Origin of the sequence: Coprococcus sp. AM14-16, assembly GCF_003434675.1 — a bacterium.
Lineage (GTDB): Bacteria > Bacillota > Clostridia > Lachnospirales > Lachnospiraceae > Coprococcus > Coprococcus aceti.
In genome coordinates this window covers 13,498-30,204 of the sequence record NZ_QTLL01000004.1, presented here as the reverse complement: position 1 = coordinate 30,204, position 16,707 = coordinate 13,498, and the positions used below count along the sequence as shown (strand labels likewise).

The 16,707-nt window shown below is 44.5% G+C and carries 6 protein-coding genes; 1 reads left to right on the top strand and 5 read right to left on the bottom strand.

Going from position 1 to position 16,707, the window contains the following annotated elements; all coding sequences use genetic code 11:
- Positions 1-162 precede the first annotated feature (162 nt).
- Complete coding sequence (locus DW159_RS12110) at positions 163-333, bottom strand: hypothetical protein (protein ID WP_158547610.1); 171 nt, start codon at positions 331-333, stop codon at positions 163-165.
- 181 nt (positions 334-514) lie between these two features.
- Here DW159_RS12110 and DW159_RS12105 point away from each other — a divergent pair, with 181 nt between their 5' ends.
- Positions 515-2,305, top strand: coding sequence for an alpha-amylase family glycosyl hydrolase (locus tag DW159_RS12105; RefSeq protein ID WP_117551097.1), 1,791 nt, complete (start codon positions 515-517; stop codon positions 2,303-2,305).
- A 63-nt stretch (positions 2,306-2,368) separates the two neighbouring features.
- Here DW159_RS12105 and DW159_RS12100 read toward each other — a convergent pair whose 3' ends face one another.
- The 4 genes from DW159_RS12100 to DW159_RS12085 all read right to left on the bottom strand — a co-directional run bounded on the left by DW159_RS12100 (position 2,369) and on the right by DW159_RS12085 (position 16,682).
- Complete coding sequence (locus tag DW159_RS12100; RefSeq protein WP_117551094.1) at positions 2,369-3,163, bottom strand: hypothetical protein; 795 nt, start codon at positions 3,161-3,163, stop codon at positions 2,369-2,371.
- Between the two features lie 35 nt (positions 3,164-3,198).
- Positions 3,199-3,780: a xanthine phosphoribosyltransferase gene (locus DW159_RS12095; protein WP_117551093.1), complete on the bottom strand. Its 582-nt coding sequence runs from the start codon at positions 3,778-3,780 to the stop codon at positions 3,199-3,201.
- A gap of 270 nt (positions 3,781-4,050) precedes the next feature.
- Positions 4,051-6,492 (bottom strand): LuxR C-terminal-related transcriptional regulator, encoded by a 2,442-nt coding sequence (locus DW159_RS12090; protein WP_117551091.1) that lies wholly within the window; start codon positions 6,490-6,492, stop codon positions 4,051-4,053.
- Positions 6,493-6,620: 128 nt separating this feature from the next.
- On the bottom strand, positions 6,621-16,682 hold the full coding sequence (locus DW159_RS12085) for an InlB B-repeat-containing protein (protein WP_158547609.1): 10,062 nt from the start codon (positions 16,680-16,682) through the stop codon (positions 6,621-6,623).
- Positions 16,683-16,707: the final 25 nt, after the last annotated feature.

Sequence of the window (16,707 nt, the reverse complement as noted above, 5' to 3'; positions counted from 1 at the left end):
TTATTTTCATGGGGCCGGAGTGCTATCACGGACTTTTGCTCGTTGCCCACGTTAATACAAAAGCAGCGCCGCTCTGATATCATAATATCAGAACGACGCTGTGATTAACACTTACACCTCTTGTAAGTTTTCCTCTCGGATAATCTGTATGTTTTATTGGATCTACTCTGCATCCTCAGTCTTTGGGATCTCGTGGACATCCATGTTCTTAGGAAGCACAAGATTCAGAATGATGGCAACTATGAATACAACAGCCACACAGTTCTCAGCAAATACCGTCTGCACGATCTTAGGGAAGATCTGGATAAGGGAGCCTATTCCTGCAATTATCATCGCGCTCTGAATTTGCTGTTTTAGCTTGTTCTTTACTCATTTTCTTTCCTGTATTTTTTTGTCCATTTCAACAGAAATGATTCTACCATAGTTCGTGCAATATAGACATGTTTTTTTGTCGCTTTTTCCTAATTTTTTTAGTATAATGTAAATGCTAATTTTAAAAAATGGAGGGATAACTATGGCATGGTATGATGAGGCAGTATTTTATCACATTTATCCATTGGGACTTGCAGGAGCCCCTAAACAGAACGACTACGGTGAGCCTGTTCACCGCTTAAACACCCTGCTTCCATGGGTGGATCATATAAAGGAGATCGGCGGTTCAGCACTGTACATCGGACCACTCTTTGAGTCAGTCGGACACGGCTACGAGACTACAGATTACAAGAAGCTCGACTCCCGTCTCGGAACAAATGAGGACCTGACAGCATTTGTGGCTTACTGCCATGAACAGGGAATAAAGGTCATCTTCGACGGAGTGTTCAACCACACAGGCCGTGACTTCTTCGCATTCAAGGACATCCAGGCAAACAGAGAGAATTCACATTACAAAGACTGGTACTGCAACGTGAATTTCTGGGGCAACAACGAGTACAACGACGGTTTCTCTTACGACAACTGGGGAGGCTATAACCTTCTCGTCAAGCTGAATCAGAAGAATCCGGCTGTCGTTGACTATATATGCGATGTGATTCGTTTCTGGGTGAGTGAGTTCGATGTGGACGGAATCAGACTTGACGCTGCGGACGTCCTTGATTTTGATTTCATGAAGGCACTGCGCCGCACAGCAAATGAAGTGAAGCCGGATTTCTGGCTCATGGGTGAGGTCATCCACGGCGACTACAGCCGCTGGGTAAACGGCGAGACTCTTCACAGTGTCACCAACTACACACTTCACAAGGCTCTGTACAGCGGCCACAATGACCACAACTATTTTGAAATCGCGCACACTGTAAGACGTCTCCAGAACATGGGAACATTAAAGCTCTACAACTTCGTAGACAACCATGATGTGGAGCGTATCTATACAAAGCTTACCAATAAGGCTCATTTTGCACCTGTACATGTATTGCTCTACACTCTTCCGGGTGTGCCTAGCATATACTACGGTTCAGAATTTGGCATTGAGGGACGCAAGGAATATGGCTCGGACGACAGCTTAAGACCAGCTCTCAATATAGAAGATTACAAGGATTCAGTAAAAACTAACCCTTGCACAGCACTCATCGCCGCACTCGGCAAGGTACGTCAGGCCGTTCCTGCACTGTCATATGGCAGCTACGATGAGCTGATGCTCACCAACAGACAGTTCGCATACGCGAGGGATCTTGACGGAACACGTGTCATCGTGTCAGTGAACAACGACGATGCCCCAGCCGGAATGCACCTTGCAGCAGGGAACTGCACAGCATACATCGGCGCCCTGTCAGGCGAAAAGGTATCTGTACAGGATGGTCATATCAACATAACCCAGCCTGCAAACAGTGGTGAGATCTGGGTGCCTGAGGGAACAGACCTGGATGTAAAGCCGGTTAAGGTTGTGACGAAGACTGATAGCGAAGCTAAGACCAACACAGAAGATAAAGCAGCATCTGAAACAGCTACCGATGCAAAAGGCAATAAGGAAGCTGAACCAAAGATAGAATCCAAAGGCATTGTGACTGCTACAGAATCTGCAGATGCTAAGAAAAACACTACTGATATTGAGAAGAATACTACTGCCGCCAACGAGGTAAAAGATTCAGCCAAGGACGCTTCTGCCCAAGCTGCCGCCGACACCCCGGTTGATCCAGAAACCATCACAGTTGACTGGAGCAAGTCTCCGGAATCCATGACAGTTCCTGAACTTCAGGCTGCAATCCTGGCAAAGCTTGCCGGAAACGGACCTGTTGACGCACAGATGAAAAAGACAGTCGTAGATAATATCTGGCACGACTCTCTCGTCAATTGGCTGAAGAGTTTCAGATAAAATTACGTAGAAACAGCCAGGTGCATATTCTCCAAATTGGAGAACATACACCTGGCTATTTTTTCACCTAAAAATCAACAAATTGCAGCCTGCGGCCATCAAACCTGATATAACCATCAAAAAAACTGCTGACCATATCGCCTGACTGCTGAATATACCACTGTTTTCCAGATAAAATTCGTACGGATTTTCTGGATTGATATAAAGATATACCACATCGCCTTTACTTATATTCAGTCCATATACATATGTCTGCTCATACACTTTATACTGCTTATCCCTGTATGTAAATTCAAATACTCCCGCCTCCGGATATCTTCTGCCAGCTCTCATATCCTGTCTCATATCTGCACGTACATCATGGCATACAGCTTTCACAGTAAATGAACATCTTCGCTCAAGCGCTTTTCTCTTACATATCACAGAGAGCAGTGTTATTGCACTGACCACAAAGAATGCACAGGCAAATATCTCTGCATAAAATGCTCCAACATTGCAATTTTCTCTCCCCAATATCCGTTCCGGGAGCAATACTATCTTATCCGCGAAAGAGCCATCTTTCACAGCACACGCCGCCAATATCAGCGCCGATGCAGCACCGGCAAACACAGATATGAACACTATACCGATGATGCTCCCCCGCTTTCGCTTCTTAATCATCGGAATAAGAGTCTTTAGAATTATGACAAGAACTATCCCGGCAAAAAACTGCCCCACAACAAGCATAACAGCATCCGTTCCGATCTCACTTGCAACAAATCCGGCTATAATACTGGCAACAAACCATATGCCAAATATTACGCCTCCAATTTTCTCAGGCATAGAAACATTTTTTTCTTCTAAATTGTTATTTCCCATATACCCCACCTCTCAGCAAATATCCCGCAGCGATCCTACTGCTCCCTGAACTTTATCTCGCCCGTAGCAGCATCCATGCTGTCCACTATCGCAAGCGACTCAAGATGATATCCGAGATTCCTGATGACCTGACCACCTGTCTGGAAGCCCTTCTCAACTGCGATTCCGATTCCCTCTACGCTGGCGCCTGCTGACTTGACTATGGAGATGAGTCCCTGAAGCGCACATCCATTTGCAAGGAAATCATCTATGATAAGAATCTTGTCCTCCGGATTTATGAATTTTTTGGATACGATAACCTGATTCTTGCACTTGTGTGTAAATGACTCAACCTCTGCCACATACACATCGCCCTCTATATTGATGCTCTTTGACTTCTTCGCAAATACAACAGGCACGTCAAAATGTCTGGCAGCAACACAGGCAATGCCTATTCCGGATGCCTCTATAGTAAGGATCTTGTTGATCTCTGTTCCCTCAAATCTCTTCTTGAACTCCTCACCGATCTGATCAAACAGACGTATATCCATCTGGTGGTTCAGGAAACTATCCACCTTGAGAACATTGCCCTCCTTTACTATTCCATCCTTAGTTATTCTCTCTTCCAAAAAATTCACGTCGTAATTCCTCCTTGAATACCTGTCAAATACGAATCCGTCCGTACTCGCTCATTCTCTAAGTTCCAAACGCCATCTTCACCAACACTTTTATGCCATACGGAAATTATCCTCATCTCAATCTGACGTTACTGATTCGTATGTAATCATAATTATAGACATAATACAACAACAATCTAAGTTTTTCCACCCTAATTATATACATTCATATACAACTTTTACATGCGGTGTATTCAAGTAAATCACCACCGAACACAAATCTCACAATCACTAGATAAGTCCCCTGTTAGATGCCTCCCTAACCGCCCCGGCCTTATCAGTCACCCCGAGTTTCCTGTACACCTGGTTCAGATGATACTTTACATTCGCCTCCGACATGTTGAGTCTGTCCGCTATCTTCTGTCTGGACAGCCCCTCTGCCTGCAGTTTAAGTATGGCTGTAGCAGTCTCACTGAGCTGAACATCATCCACTCCCGCTTTCATATATCCGGGGTAGTATCTCGTCATACTCTCAGTCTCCTTCTGCAGTTGTCTGAAATATGCCCTTCTTGCGGCTATCTCCTTGTCGTCAGCACCATCTTTCTCGACTTTCCATCCACAGGTATTTATAAGAGTGTTCACTGCTGCGCCTTCCCTGGATATAACCCTTGTGAAGCTGTATTCCATCGCAGTATCCATAGCATGGCACATTGCCTTTTTCCAGTCATCATTTTTCAATCGCTGCAAAGCTACAGCCATCAGCACACTACATTCTATCCCTATATACGTACGGGACATCATCTCAGCATAATATCTCAGCTTTGTCAGCAGCGAATATGCCTGTTCATTCCGTCCGCTTTGAAGGTATACTCTCACTTTGGTTAGATAGATAAACCTGTCATATATCCTGAATTCAACATTTTCATCCGGAGCATTTTCCATCCAACCTGTAACACAGGCTCTATCTCCTCTGTACAGGCTGCATCTGGTCTCAAATGCATATATATTGGGAAGGAGATTTTGTCCTTCCTCTTTTTCAGCCTTTCCCTCTATTCCATTCAAAACCTCAAGAGCCTCCTGTGGCTTTCCGTTCTGCAAATGCAGCCACGCCAATATACCATCAGCAACAAAGCACTGCTCTATTTTCCCTCCTGCTTCCGCCTGCATTCTGCCCTTTGCCGCAAGAGTTGCCACTTCATAATTATCTCCGCTCTTTTCAAGAAAACTCTCCGCCAAAGCAAGATTTACAAGGCCTTTTCCATATTTTCCAAGCACAAACTCAACTATCCTGCCAACCTTCGATGCCAGCTCTCTGTCTCTCTTGCTCCACTCACAGAAATCTTTTCCACCGTTCATCATTGAAGGCAGATTGGATGTAACCGACCATTCCTGTATTCTTACCTCCTTATTAAAGACCATTGTGTATGCTGACTTCAAAAGCTTTAATACATCAACACTTCCTCTGTGCGGCAGACCAATATCCAGATACAGCAAAAGCCCCTTTGCATTTTTCCTGGCACTTCCCTGGTTTTCATCTGCATATAATTTTAGTCTGTCGTACCATCTTTCACTCTCATCAGGATTTAGAAGGAGTGACTGCAGCATGCTCATACCACACATAAGCTCAGGACTTTTCTCGATGACATGATCCGGAAGTTCCAGGTAATATTTTTTCAGATCATAGTAATAACCACTGTTCGCCGCATGTCTGGCATTATCGACAAGTATTGAAACTATTCGCTCTGTAACTCCTGCATTTTCATACATCTCTAGAGCTTTCCTTATATCTCCGTTAAGTCTGTAAAACAGTCCGGCATTCTCATACAGGCCTCTTATACGCTCTTTCTCGTACTTCCGCTTAAGACGTCTGCGCATAGAGACCCTCATGTGAAACTGCAGTTGATATTGTGTATTGCCATCCTTATCCATCCGGCTGGTCATAAAGTTTCCAAGCCACTTTGCCCTCTCGATCAAAAGCTCACTGTCACTTCTTCCGGTTATCATCTCAGCCTGTTTTGTTGTAAACTCATCCACCACGGATATTTCCATGAGAAATTCCTGCATTTCCACATCCCAGTTATCATACACATGATACTCAAGGTAATTACACATCTCATCCTCAACGCGTCTCGAAAAATCATTATACATATCATCTGTTATCTCGCTTGTATATGCCATTTCCATGTATTTGATGTGGCACATCTCCACAGCCAGCGGAAGTCCTGTAGTCTCATAGTACATTCTCTGCACTTGTGCCTCATTGATACTAAATCCAGCGTATTCAGCATACTTCTTTATATCCTCCAGACTGAACATAAGCAGCTTGCTGTCCACCACATAAAATCCTTCTTGAAATCTTACAGCAGAAAGCCATGGGGGAACCGGACACCGGCCAACGAGTATAACCCATACGTCTTCTCTTCTAATGAGTTCTATGATCTGCTCCCTCACTGTGTCCACATCCCCCCATGAGAGCTCGTGCAGATTATCTATGACAATTATTTTTCTTGCGTTGCTGCTTTCTACCACAAGGTCATCCGGTCTGATACCGCCGGCATCCACCACCATGTACTTACGTGTTCCAAGATATCTGCTAACAAGAGTCGTCTTTCCCGAACCACTGACCCCGAATATATATGCAGTTACATTCCCTTCATCCGCTGTCTTCAGAAGCCTCCAGGCTTTTTTCGGTTTTATAAAACAGCCTTTATTACCCGAAGCCGTATTCCCCATATGTACAAATCTCCTTTTCTCACTTTTTAATCCCGGTATAGATAATCAACACCCTGTATATATCAGCAAAGGTGCCTGCATCCAGCCCCAACGGGCCGGATATCAAGCACCTCATGCAGCTACTATTTTTATTTTACTATAATCTGCACAGCCTGTGTAGTGCCATTTACAGCAATTACATAGACCGTACACTTTCCTGCGGCCTTTGCCTTTATTCTTCCTTTGGCATCAACTGTAGCAACATTTTTATTTGTACATGCATACAAATACCTTGCACCATGTGTGCCATTAAGCACCATCTTGCTGGCATCTGCCTTGGTATATCCAGGTTTAAGCTGAATCGTCTGCTTAACTCCCAACACGTAACTCTTCCGTGGAAGCAGAACCTTCTTGATGTTGGTATATTTGCTGCTATTGGTAACTATATGAAGCATGACACTATTGTCTATATACTTCTTCTTACCATTTACCAGCTTATATGCCTTTACTCTCAGCTTGATCATATCTAACTTAGCAAGTGATTTGCCATTAATGCCGGATATTGTAACTCGGGTTGCCGATGCGCCCTTTACCGATTTAATAAGACTTTTCGAGTCAAATTTTACATAGCACTTCTGTGCATATATATCATATCCGTCAGCCTTGTTAACCTTACCCCACACAACTGTCACTTTGTTTCCAGATACTACTGCATGGATATTCTTATTGATACCAGCTGTATTTTGTGCCGGTATTTTTGCTACAAACCTGGCATTGATTTTCATATTCTTATTTGCAGCAACCTTTACCGAAGTTTTTGTACTCTTGAAGCTTCCTGTCCAGCTTCCAAGTTTACAGCTATTTGCCGCCTTTGCTGTGCAGATAAGAACCGTTCCCTCGATCACTGATGCACCATTCTTAACTGTTTTGCCTTCCGCAGTCCTGATTGTGATCGATCCGTTTTCAGTCTTTCCAATAGCTACCTTCACATACCTGAACTTGAATGCCGCGCTTATATTCATGTTCTTTGTCACCGTAAGTTTCACTGTAGTACCAGTCTTGCCTTTGGCATCTCCGCCCCAGGCTGACAGATCACAATGCTTTGCAGGAATTGCCTTGCAGATGATATCTGTGCCTTCCTGAACCAGCTGTCCGTTAGATATCTTCTTACCGTCAGCTGTTGTGACAGTTACCGTACCATTCTTCACTGTGGCAATACTTACCTTCGCATATCTTGCCTTGAAGGCTGCTCCCACTGTGATACTTTCGTCAAGGGCTTTTTCAAATGTGCTCTCAGCCTGATCTGCCGCATCCTCTGTCCATTCGTCAAAGTCATAGTACATATCCGGTGTTGCTGTGTATGTAAGAACAGTTTTCTCGTCAATCATTTCACCGTTCTTCACCTCTGTGCCATCTGGCTTTGTCACCTTTATGTTTCCATGCTCTGTATCTGCTATTGTTACAGAGTAAAGCTTAACTGCATCAACTTTAAACTCCATATTCTTTGTGACGTTTACATCACTTACAAGATATGCTCCTGTCTCAGTTCCATCCTCTGCAAGCACTGGCTGGACTGACATGATATTCTCTGACTCCTCTGAATCTTCAGCGTTCTCTGGTTCATCAATGATTATATCTCTGATTCTCCAGCCCTCAGCAGGTGTAATAACAACACTCGCATCTCCGTTCTCTCTTACCATATTATCAAGAACTACGCCATTGTCATTCTTGAATACCACATTGTCTGGTATCTTTGTAAGGTCTGTTATAGTGTAAGCTGTCTCCGGTGTGCTTTCACCACCTGCAGTCTCTATCAGATTATTATCTCTGTCATAATTTCCCTCTACAGGAATGGCATATCCAACTCTGTCAACAAGCTCTGCACTTACCTCTATGCTGTTTGTAACATCATTTAAAAGTATCTCGTTGGTAAATCCAAAGTCAGTGCCAGACTCTTCCTTGACAACCTTTCCGCCTCTGATGTACTTAACTGTCCATGCCTGGATCATATAATCATCAGAAGGTGTTATGGCAAATCTTACATCCTTGCCAGAACCTATTCTCACTAAGTTATTCTCAGCATTTATTGGCTTAAGTCCGCTTATATCTCCATCCTCGCCGACATAACCTGTACTGATGTCTATATTGTCATATTTCTTAACTTCATCCTCATTCTTGAATATTACATTTACAAGAAGTGATGGTGCGATATATGCATATATCTCTGCATCCTTTGTTATGCCTGTCAGCTTGTATGTGAGTTCATCTGAATCAACATCTGCTCCGTCAACTGTCCAGTGCTCAACTGTGTTGTATTCATCCTTCGGTGCAACTGTAATTGTAAGATCCTTATGTCTCTTGAGCTTAACCTCTCCTGATACGATCTCAAGTTCCTCACCGTCAGAAGATGCAGTGATCTTCGCCGATCCGGTTCCTGTTGTACCTACCTTAACTGTATACTCTGGAATCTCCACAAACTTAACATATACTGCCACATCTGTGTAAATAGTCTTCACCTCATAGGTAGTCTGCTCCAGTTCAGTGCCTTCTATAGCCTGTGTACACTCAGGATCAAGATACCAGCCCTCGATCATCTGGCCATCTGCAGGAGCTGCCGTAAATACTGCATCTCCGCCGGATACCTGGCTATCGCCACTTGTGATCTCAGCCTTCTCGTCCAGTCCATATACCGCTGTCACAGTTCCCAGAGCAGTATCATTTGCCTCAAAGGTTATAACTGACTTGAGTTCCTGCTTAGCAAAGTGAGCAACAACATCTATGTCAGATGCCACCTTGTCAACCACAAATACGTTGCTGCCAAGCTCCTCTGCTGTGTAATCCTTTGTTCCCTCTGCTGTCTTTACTGTGTATCCCGTACACTCCATATACAGATCCGGAATAGCCGTAAACTTAAGCATTCTGTCGCCTCTGATATCCGCAGACTCTCCATATAGTGTTTCTCCTGATGTCACGTTCTCTGCCTCTATCTGTCCGGCTCCGTCCGCTGACCATGTTATCTTATACACAGGTCTGTCAAACACAGCCCTCACATCAACTCTCGTATCCTTTGGCACTTTGTATGCAAATATCTTCTCTGCCACGCCCTGACTGATTCCATTTACAAGCCAGTCTGCAACTTCGTATCCTTCTGCAGCCGCCGCTGTGAATTCCACATATGAAGCAGCACCTATCATATCTCCTGATTCGAGCACCAGCTTTGTAGATGTGATCATGGCGCTCACCTCACCTGTTCCCTCTGTCTCAGGACCAAATGTGAGTACATCACCAACCAGCTCAAGACCAGCCATAACTGTCACATCAGATGAATCTCCGTCAACCGTGATCTTAAGGGTATCATTTACTTTCTTGTCTGAATATAACTTTATATTCTCCGTCTCGCTTGTCAGCTTATGTCCATTTATGATCCATTCTTTTACATTGTATCCATCATCAGGCACAACCTTGAATGTGATGACAGAATCTCTGTATATGTCTGTGATCTGCGCAGATTTGCTCTCCGTCGCATCACTTATGGTATCTCCTATCTGTATGTATGAAGGGAGATTTTTTCTTGACACATCTGCACTTATAGAGCCGTGTGTCTTTCCTGACGCCTCTCCGGCAGAAGCCTTCTCTATCACTTTCAGAGAATACTCAGCCTTCACGGATGGTGAGATCTTTCTGTATGTGGCATTTACTGTCACATCCCCTGTAAATCCATCTGCCGGAGCACTCCACGTAAACGTGTATCTCTCTGTTCCGGACTCAGAATCCGCAGTCTCAGCCAGCTTTCCTTCTCCGCTGTCCTCCGCAAGACTGAATACATCCTCTCCTGCGTAATTTACCTTTATGTCAGCTATCTCATAATTTCTCTTCACCGCAAATGTGAATTTCAGATCATCCTTACTTGCATATGCGATACATCCGCCATTTGCCAGATCAGAATCTCCTGACCTTGCAGTCATCTCTGTGTCATTTCCTGATGTCCACGACACAACCGGCTGTTTGTAGAAGTATACGACAACCTTTGTATCCTTGCCGAGATATTCTAGTTCATACCTCTGGGCGCCAGTACCTTCTGCCTCAGCATCAACCTTCTCGCCATTTACCTCCCAGTATGCTATCTCGTAGCCTTCATTTGGAGTTGCTGTAAATACTATGTCACTTCCCTGAAGCTGCTTGTCACCGGATACAAGTGCGTCTGTACTTCCTGCAGCCACAGCATCTACCACACCAGCTGCATCATCATCCGCACCATATGTCACCTTGTATCTGTTCGGCGCAGTGTACTTAACTGTATAATCGAGGTCTGAAGCTATATCATACACTGTCATCGTCCTGAGATCCGCTGATATAGTTCCAAGTTCCTGTCCATCTGCTGCTGACCATCCGTCGAGAAGAAGTCCTGACGGAACTGTAACCTGAATGGTTACGTTGTCGCCTCGGCTGACTTCATATATACCGTCTTCACCGCTCTCTATAATCACTGTGCCGTCAACTCGCTGAGCCTTGACTGTGACATCCACACCTGTTGTCACTGTAGTCTTTCCATCGCTTCCAACAGTTACAGGCGAGACTGATATTTTGAAATTCTGTGCTTCTGCAAAATATGCCGTGATAAGTGTATCATCGCTGATCTCCTCTGCATCATATGTGAGAGATGTGTTATTTGTCACTCCATCTTCCGCGAGAACGGTCTCCGGAACTCCATCTTCTCCCGTAACAGTCCAATGATCCAGAACATATCCTGCTGCCGGAACCGCAGTGAGTCTTACCTTCTGTTCTATATGAATGTTTGCACCTGAACCGAACGATTTTCCAATTGTTCCATCCGTCACATAGTTTGCTTTGAGTGTTCCATGAGCCTCATTGTCAGGCTTGTATGTCAGCTTGTGATATACAGGCTCAAAGTTTACTGCTACATTCATGTTTGCTTTCAGCTTATCCATCTGGATCTGGTCATCGCTGCACGCCTTGCCACCGGATGTTCCACACTGTGGATCCGTAACTGTCTTTCCATTTAGTGACCAGCTCTTAACCTTATATCCCTTATGAGGAGTAGCAGCTAAAGTGATCGTTGAGTTCTCAGGGAGTCTTGTTCCACTGTCAACTGTGAGTCCGTCACTGTTTTCATTTCCAGGCTGCTGGTACTTGATTGAAACTGTGCCATGTGTATTTGCCGGTCTGGCAGTAACGGTGTACACGTTTCCTGTCAGTGTGTATGATGCCTTAACCAGGTTTATTATATATTTCTTCTCAAGTTCATTCATAACCTGTGAATGCTGATCGCCCACCTTTACGTATACAACATCTATATCATATATACCCGGCAGCAGCCCACTTGCTCCATCTGATCCGAGCTCGTAATCCCGGTCTCTCTGAGGCATTATGTCGGTATCCCATGCCTTGAGACCTGTTATCACCGCATCCTCGCACTCTCTTACAGAATCATTTACACTTTTCTCTGTATCCTGGGCAGCTATCTCAAGCTGTGCCCTTCCAACATTTATATTCTTCTGAGTCTTGTCTCCGCCATTTGATGCCGTTATCTGGAACATTCCAATAGACTTCGGTATAAACACGCCGTTTGCAAGTTCGTATTTGTCTGTGTCTTCAAATTCTCCTGTCTTATTATTCTTTATCTTAACTGTGTATTCTGAATCGTCCGTGATATCCTGAAGCTTTCCTGTATTGTCGTATGACACTCTCTCCAGAGACATCTTCACTGAATCTCCATATCTTACATTATCCTGCATGGTCAGATTCATGTTCGTCTTTCCCTCAAATGAGGTATATATAGACATCGAGTCAGATATACTGTCGTTGTACTGTTTGTTTCCTGCAAAGTATACATATACGTTGTATATTCCCTGTCCGGATGGCTCCCACTGTGCAGTATAGCAGCCATTTGCTCTGTCGTACTTACCAGCTATGCGCTTGCTCTCAGGCCCTGTAATGACAAATTCCACATCTCCCTGTACATCCTCACCTGACAGTGATTTTGGCTGACAGCTGAGTGTGATCTTGTCTCCTGTATATGTGACCTCTGCCCCTGTGGTCTCAGATCTCACCGTCTTGGTCTGATATACTGATTTGAGATCAGTCTGGACCACCTTGACAGTATCTGACACATTCAGAGTCTTCTTTGAAGTCATCGTAAAACTTCCGCTTTCACTATCTGCCACATAATAGTACACCGTACTGTCTTCACTTCCCGATGTGTTTCCGAGGAGATAGAAGTTCTTGCTGCCATCCTCTGATACCCATTTTGCGAGTATCCTGTCATATGTAACATCATCAGATGCATATGACACCTTTTCACCTGCATAGTCATCTGCATTTACGCTGGTCAGCTTGTAAGTATTGCCATCAATATCTGCGATGAAATCTGATTCACTCACACCATATGCCGCGCCACCCACATCAGATGCTTTAAATGTCTGTGATTCATCCACGTAACCATCGCTGTCCTTTTTGACGCTTACGCTGCATGGATAGTAATTCTCGTTACTATCTTTCCACATATAGTTTGTTCCGTCGCTGACAAGAATATATTCCCTGACTCCGGATGTTACTGTTATAAGATTTCTCTCCTTAGTCACGTTCTCCACCTTTGTAGTCTCTGAGCCCGATGCCCTGACTACGCTGCCATCCGACAGATCTTTATTCTCGGTATCGTTGTGCGCCAGAAGCATGACCTTGCTGTCCGCCTTATTTACAGTGAGTGTCGCAGTCTTGGTGTAGAGTGTGATGTCGTTGTAATAAACTCTGCATCGATATTCGTTTCCATCCATTTCATCACTTACATCAGTAAGTCTGAGCGTAGGATTGCTGCCTCCTGTCGATACGCTTCTCCATCCATTATCTGTATTAACCTGCCAGTTGTATCCAACGCTCTGGTTTACTCCATCCCCATCATAATAAACCGCATTTGCCGCAAATTCTGCATTTCCACCCGCAAACGTATTTGTATCATCAGGGTTCTTTGTTATATGGAAATTAGAACTGTCCTGAAGTGTCGTCGCGGTTGCCGGACGGCTGAACAGACTCTTTGAACCATTTGCCTGAAGAGCCCTCACTGCAAATGTGTAAGTCCTGTTGGAATATAGTCCCTTCACTTCATAGTCAGTAACTGTATATGGCACAACTGCCTTGCTGTTGTAATTACCTCCTGCATCAACGATACAGACCTCATAGTAATCTGCATCATTGGACGGTGACCACTCAAGACTGACACTGTTTCTCGTTGTGTCGACAACAGAAAGTCCCATCGGCATACGCGCCGGACGAACAACATTCTTAACATCATAGCCAATGACGAACACTGAATCACTGTCGCTGTTCAGCTTTGCAGTGTTCACTCGCAGCTGCCAGTCAAATGAGAAGCCTGTGCAGTCTGCCGGAACATTGTCCACCGTTCCACTGTATGTAACACCATTCGAGCTTACATAGGTGTGACCAAGACCCGCATGCTGGCTTGATGTCACACCGACGATGACCTTATTACCGAGTCCTCCGCCTCCGGCACCAAGCTTTTCGTTCGCCTCAATGAACACTTCAGTTGAATACTCGTTCTCATCAGTCACAGATATCGTCTGAGTCTGATCTGCACCAGAGCTGGCATTTACAGAAGAATAATTGTTATTTCCACCTGACTGATAGGCGTACTTTAATTTACCTCCAAGAGTCTGGTATGTAGCAGGGTCTCCCGCTGTGTTATTCAGAATATTATTATATATCTCGTTGAGCCCCTTGCTCCTTCTTGCAACCTTGTCGTAATCTGCCACATCTATGATTGAAGTTGAAGGTCCGAGACATACCGGCATAACCACCGGCTCCCATTTTCTCGCAATCGGATCATATATGGAGTATTCGTAATACATATATTTCAAACAGTACAGAACGACCTGATCAGAACCTCCACCTGCGGCATTATATGTTATCTCATATTCCGTTGTCTTTGTATTTGCATATTCAAAGCTTGCTCCATACGAAAGTTCAACCTCTACCTCACCTGCTCCGATGAGCTGGATCTCCGACGACACATACGCGCCAACTGATATTGACAAGTTAGCTGATACCGTGTTCGATGAACCTTTGCTTGTTGAATATGATGTTCCACCGTTATTTACATATTCATATACTTCCTGAACATCATCAAAATACGGACTTGCCTGAAGGATTGCATAGACCTCTGGATTTGTGTATACCGGATACTCTCCCTCGTACTTTAACCGCACACTGTCATTATCAATATCCGGAAGACACAGTGAAACAAATGTTCCATACATATCCTGTCTGCTGTTCGACTGGCATACTACACCCTCCTGACTGCTGTATGGGCTGCCGCCATCCATAGAAAATGTCGCTATGTCCAGCCAGTAATAATCATCTTTATCATTGAGTTTCTTCTCTCTGTGCACTCCCACAACGCACACAAAACTCTGTCTGTAATTGTTCCCCTTGGCATCCTTATCGACACAGCCAACCCTGACATCGCCGATCCACACCTGATCTTTTTTCTTCTTGTCGTTGCCCTGATTGCGCTGGTCGGTACATATACTCATGCTTCCTATCTCCGAACCTGTTATTCCGCCATCTTCCAGTGAGAAAGCATATACCTCTGCGCCAAAAAGCACACTGTCATTTTCATTATTGCCGTTCATGCCCTTAAGGTCTGCACACGCAAGCGCCATAGGTGCATTCACAGGTCTGTAATATTCGTTACTTTTAACCTCGTGATATTTCACGATTTCTTTACTCTTAGTCCCCAGGCTTCTCGTATGATAATCTGACAACACATAATTATCCGTCAGACTATCGTAGTATACGTATCTGTATGCAGCCTGCGTGGCTTCATATTCCCTCTGCACATATTGAGAATTGCTTGAATAATATCCACCAACTATAAGTCCTGTGACCATGGCTCCTGATCCAGGATACTTAAACCGGCCAAATGCACAATTTGCAGCATACATTCCATAGTTCTGTTTTCTGCCATCTGTGTCTCCAAGTGACACTTCATTCAGACCTTCTATAGGGACAAGTCCGCCGTCTTTATATGTATAGACGGTCATATGACCTGCCTTTGCCATGTTGTAATTCAGAACTGATCCAGATACGGCAACCGCGGCCTCATCCCGGCCATCCTGCTCCAGATCACCGCCGGCCAGAGTTACCACAGGAGCTCTTCCTATTCCATAATCACACCACGATCCACCCGTTCCACTTTCATAATTAGATGCAAGCCCGCCCGGTATGCTTATATTATTTCCCTTTGTGAACCTGCCGTTTCTCTTGCCATAATATACATCGACTATGGCATAGCGTATGTTCTGATCGTTTATATTTCTATCCTCGTAAGTTCCACAGTATACGAGAAGATCTTCAAAACCATCTCCATTCAGATCGGCCTTTTCGATCTCAAACATCGCATCCAACTCCTGCTGGTATCTTCTGATAAAATACAAAAGTCCATCGCCATATGTAGAATTCTTGTTTAAAGTAGGGGTAAGCGTAGCAATTGAAGATCTTGTACCATCAGCTGCTATCTTGAAAATACTCACATCTATCTTTCCGCGGTACTCCTTGCCATCTATGACAGTTTTAATACTTTTCCATCCAGCTGGACCGAATACTTTATCTCCATGTACTCTTAGCTCCGCAACGTAGTTGGTTTTTCCGTCGCCTCCATCAAATGCAACGCTTGTCGCATACAGGCCGTTAAAACCATTACTGTCCTTTTTTAGAACATTTCCCATGTTGCTGCTTATGTTACTGTCTCCCGATCCGCCGTGTTCCACTTTCACATTATCTTCGCCAAGATCATAGAAACCATACGCTCCGTACAGATTGCCAAGGCTGCTGTTTACCTTTGTAGTCCTGTCCTTGAAATCTCCAATCCTGTCAAATCCGTCTCGCACAGTGTACTTGTTTCTGTAATTGCCGTTTGCCGCAACGTATACCTCATTCACCTCTGCAAATGTAGATATATTATCCTTGTCATACGGCACCGCAGCTTTGCTTTTGTCTATATCGGTGCTGAGACCCAGAGCTTTGTATGTACTCTCGTCAATCTCTGTCTCGACCACCGTCTTGCCTGTTTTCTTCGAGCTGTCCGCCGCGTATGCTTTTTGTCCGGGAATAAATCCGGACAGCATAGATAGCACCATACTGGCCGTCAGCGCCCAGCTTATCGCCCTCTTTCTCATAATTTCTTCCTCCCTTTCACTTAAA